General features: G+C 57.5%; 3 protein-coding genes, 1 pseudogene and 1 other annotated feature. Of the genes and pseudogenes, 3 read left to right on the top strand and 1 reads right to left on the bottom strand.

The annotated features are described in order from the left end of the window. From CG51_RS18545 to CG51_RS18530, 3 genes and pseudogenes are all read left to right on the top strand, one after another. Positions 1-952 (top strand): cation:proton antiporter (locus CG51_RS18545; RefSeq protein ID WP_035747536.1); only part of this gene is annotated, 952 nt, incomplete at its 5' end. Between the two features lie 66 nt (positions 953-1,018). Further along, positions 1,019-1,521, top strand: a pseudogene (locus CG51_RS19805) (transposase); the annotation flags it as partial. Further along, positions 1,300-1,416, top strand: a sequence feature (AL1L pseudoknot). (Overlaps the previous pseudogene by 117 nt.) A 202-nt stretch (positions 1,522-1,723) precedes the next feature. Next, positions 1,724-2,689, top strand: coding sequence for a CBASS cGAMP-activated phospholipase (locus CG51_RS18530; protein ID WP_198947694.1), 966 nt, complete (start codon positions 1,724-1,726; stop codon positions 2,687-2,689). Between the two features lie 70 nt (positions 2,690-2,759). Here the strand turns inward: CG51_RS18530 and CG51_RS18525 are convergent, their stop codons facing one another. Further along, positions 2,760-4,106 (bottom strand): tyrosine-type recombinase/integrase, encoded by a 1,347-nt coding sequence (locus CG51_RS18525; protein WP_035747534.1) that lies wholly within the window; start codon positions 4,104-4,106, stop codon positions 2,760-2,762. Positions 4,107-4,305: the final 199 nt, after the last annotated feature.

Raw genomic sequence — 4,305 nt, 5'->3', positions numbered from 1 at the left:
CCTGGAATTCTCGTTCGAGAAGCTCGTAACGCTCAGGAAGCATGTCTTCGGTCTTGGAGCCGCGCAGGTTGCAGTCACGACGATATCGGTGTCGTTGATAGCGAGTCTGATCTTCGATCTCGCGCCCGTCCCCGCTATCCTCATCGGCGGGGCCGTTGCCATGTCATCGACGGCCATGTGCCTCAAGGTGCTCGCAAGCGCGAACGCTCTGGGATCGGCCCAAGGGCGTCTGGCCATTGCAGTGCTTCTGTTTCAAGACTTGGCAGCTGTAGCATTCCTGCTTCTGCACGATTCGATGAGCGGAGCCGCCGAGGGACATGGCGTGATAACGGTCGTCGCCAGTGCAACGGCATTGGTTGCAGCTCTGTTCATTGCGCGTGGCCCGTTGCAGTTGCTGGCCCGTTGGGTAGCGTCGCGTGGCGATCCGGAACTTGCCCAGCTTCTCGCGCTCACCATTGCACTGGGGTCCGCGATTGTCGCGGCCACCGCCGGCCTTTCTCCGGCACTCGCCGCATTCGCGGCCGGCATGATCATTGGCGAGGGAGACGCGCGCCATGCTGTCGAGAACGAGATACGGCCTTTCCGCGATTTGTTTGTCGGGATATTCTTCGTCGGTATCGGGACTCAATTGCCACTTTGGATCCTTCCATCTCAATGGCCTGCCGTGCTGGTCTGGCTTGCAATAATACTCTGCGGAAAGACGCTGATTGTTTTCGTCGTCGCCCGACTATTCGGCGAAGCGCTTCAGACCTCATTGCGGACCGGAGTCATCCTGGCCAACGGGGGAGAATTCAGCCTGATGTTGCTATCGGTTTCCTCGACGTCGGGTACAGTGGCCGAGGAGTTCGCCGGCCCCCTCCTCCTCGCGATTGGAGTGAGCATGTTGGCTGGAAGTCTTATGATTAGATGGGCGGGGTCAGGCTTAGGATCAATCGACATTAGGCCCTGTTGACAAAGTATGGCAGTGAACCGCGCCGGGTTTGCCGGAGGCTCCAACTCCTGAGTAAGGTGGAGCATCATGAGCAAGACAACGAACAAGTTTTCCCCTGAGGTTCGCGAACGCGCGGTGCGTTTGGTTTTCGACAATGTGGGTCAGCATGGATCGCGATGGCAGGCGATCATGTCGATTGCCGCGAAGATCGGCTGTGCGCCGCAAACCCTGAACGACTGGGTCAAGAAGGCTGAGGTCGACAGCGGCAAGCGGCCGGGCGTCTCCAGCGAGATGTCGGATCGCATGAAGGCTTTGGAACGCGAGAACCGCGAGCTGCGCCAGGCGAATGAGATCCTGCGTAAGGCGTCAGCGTATTTTGCGATGGCGGAGCTCGACCGCCGGTCGAAGTGATGGTGGGTTTCATTGATGCCCATCGGGGCACGCACGGGGTCGAGCCGATCTGCAGCCTTCTGCCGATTGCCCCGTCCACCTATTACGATCATCTGGCCAAGCGATCCGATCCTGCACGGTTGTCAGATCGGGCACGCCGGGACGCGGCATTGCAGCCAGAGATCCGGCGCGTGTTCGAGGCGATCCGATCCACCTGATGCCGGGACTGAACACCTAGGATCACACTATGCTTGGATCTCGAACTAGCTCAATCGAAACGCCGATTTTAAGCTCCGCCCAGACTTGATCCGCAGTCAGGGCAGGTATGCCAAGTTCAGCGGCAAGGGCAAGACACGCCCGATCACCAAGCGATAGTCCCAGGGAGCGAGTCGCCGGGCGCAGATGACCGATGGCGTAGGCCTGGGCCGGGGTGAGAGGCCGAATATCGAGACGCAGGCCTCCGAGCACGTCCTTGCTGAGCTCGAAAACCGTTTTTTAAATGGCGGTTCGATCGCCAATCACTTTGACATGATCGCAGGCACGTCAACAGGCGGTATTATCGCGCTCGCTCTTGCTCACGGTATGACTGCCCAACAGGCGCTAAACATCTATCTCGAACGCGGCGAGTACATCTTTCCGCCAGCGGCCGGGATTGGGAAGGTGTCGAGGGTTCTGCGCTGGCTGTTCAAGCCGAAGCACAACCAAGCTGCTCTCAAGGAGGAGTTGCTGCGGATATTCGGCGACAAGGTGCTGGATAGCGCCGTCACCCGGCTGGTGATCCCGAGTTTTGAGGGACGCCACGGCGAGCCCTTCCTCTATAAGACGCCGCACCACCCCGATTATCAGAAGGACCGCCACAAGAAATTCGCGCATGTCGCACTCCACACGACCGCTGCGCCGTCCTACTATCCTGGCGTTGAGGTCGACGGCTATGTCATGATCGACGGTGGCATCTGGGCCAACAATCCGGTCATGAATGCACTCGTTGACGCTCTTGCTTGCTATGATCTTGCGCGCGAGGATGTGCGTATCCTCAGCCTCGGAACGGGCGAAGCTACTTTCACCATCGATGAGCGAGTGCGAAACGGTGGCGTTAAGGATTGGGCGTTTTTGCGCGCCTTTAATGCGGCATCGCGAGCACAATCACGTAATGCTCTCGGTCAGGCTTATTTGCTGGCAGGCAAGAACAACGTGACACGCATTGATGTGCCAGAAAGCGACAGTCCGATCGCGTTGGATGACGTTCAGCGTTCAATTCGCGAGCTGCCAATGGTAGCGCGTAGCCTCGTTGAAGGCGCAGGACATCACATCGAACGCGTGTTTCTCGACGGCGCTTCCGAGAAATTTATACGTTGTCCTGCAGCATAGGACTTAAGCGCGGCGCGGACCAGGCCGACGTCAGGCCCAGTCCGCATCCTTTGCTCGAAAAGCTCCAAGGCTAGGAGGCGACTGATAACTTTTCCTGCTCTTTTCCCGTCGCATTCTCAAGGAACAGAGCGAGCGCCGCCTTTCGAGAACCCCAATCCAGCGCGTAAGCAGTCTGTTTGAACTCAATTCCGTCTAGCAGGCCTTGAATGTAGCCGGAGATCGTATCGGCAGCCATAATCAGGGCAGTGTCTAACGTATGGATATATTTGCTGGTGACGGTTCCTTTGGAATGGCCAACCAATGCGGCAATCGTGACCTCGGTAAACCCAAGGTCATTGGCGATGCTCGCGAAGCTGTGACGCAAAACATGCGGGGTCACATCGGAAAGCAGAGAGTTTCTGAAAATCTGTTTCCAGTGATTGGGGAAGCTGCCAAACGCATTGTCTTCGTCCTGGCCAGGAAAAACATACGAGCCCGTCGCGGTCTTTCGGCGCTCCTCCAGATATTCGACGACGGCGAGCCCGACAGGGCGAACAGATGCGCCCTCTTTGCTGTCCGTTAGGCGTAGGCAGCTTGCGTCCGTATCGGCTTCGCGCCACATGAGCCCGATGATTTCACTTCGCCGGCACCCGGTAAGTGCAATCTGCCGAATAACATCGACCGTCATTGTAAATTTGGGGTTCGCGGCTGCTGTTCGTAGAATTTCGCCCAAAATCCTATATTCAGCTTCCGTCAGACGCCGGTCACGAACATTGTCCTTCGGCTTGCGGATGCCATGTGCCGGATTGGTCGTTATGACCCCGGCTTCCATTGCGTAGGTGAAGATACCACCCAAAAGCCCGACCGTTCGCGTGGCCGTGCCGGCACCGCCCGTGACGACGGCCTTGCCGCGCAGTTTCTTCGTTTTGACAGACACAGCGGTCTTACCGGCCATGATGTCCTTCATGACCTTGGTGATGTCGGTTTTCGTGAGATCTTTGACGCGCCGGTTGCCAATGAGGGGCATGATGTGTCGGTGGATTCGGCCAGTGTCAGTGATGATTGTCGTTGTCTTTTTCGGCCGACCGCCTTTCCCAAGGATAAGACCGGCGTCGAGATCCTTCAGATACATGGAGCACAGCTCCTTCACGGTAAGCGCTTGATGATCGAGCAGGCGTTCTTCTGAAGGGTTGTCACCCTGTGCCACCCGACCGAGTTGCACCTTGGCTTCCTGACGCGCAGTTTCTGCGGTCCAGATTCCGTGAAGCCCGATGGTGTAGCGACGGGTCCGACCCGCAGCCCGATACTGGATCAGATAGCTGCGCTTGCCAGATCCGAACACGCGCAGGCCGAAACCTGGCAGTTCGTCGTCCCAGATGAAATAGTCCTTCTCACGGACCGCTGCCGCGTCCACGACGCGCTTTGTTAGTTTGGCCATTATGCGATGCCTCCTTCGTGAACCTGCTGTTTCCGCGGAAGCACCACGGAAGCAGCAGGAGGAAAGTCAGAGCGAAGCTTCGGATATGAATTTCGGTGCAAGGAAGTAGATTGTCTGTTAGTTTCAGTGGCATATCGTGTCATAGGGTGTCCTAGCGTGCAATTCGGATAGTCAGCCCAAATTGCTCCGAAGGCAGAGG

The sequence above is a fragment of the Haematobacter missouriensis genome, from assembly GCF_000740775.1.
In the GTDB taxonomy this organism is placed as follows: Bacteria; Pseudomonadota; Alphaproteobacteria; order Rhodobacterales; family Rhodobacteraceae; genus Haematobacter; species Haematobacter missouriensis.
The sequence above is the reverse complement of the archived record's forward strand: the minus strand, read 5'-3'. Positions and strand labels throughout refer to the sequence as shown.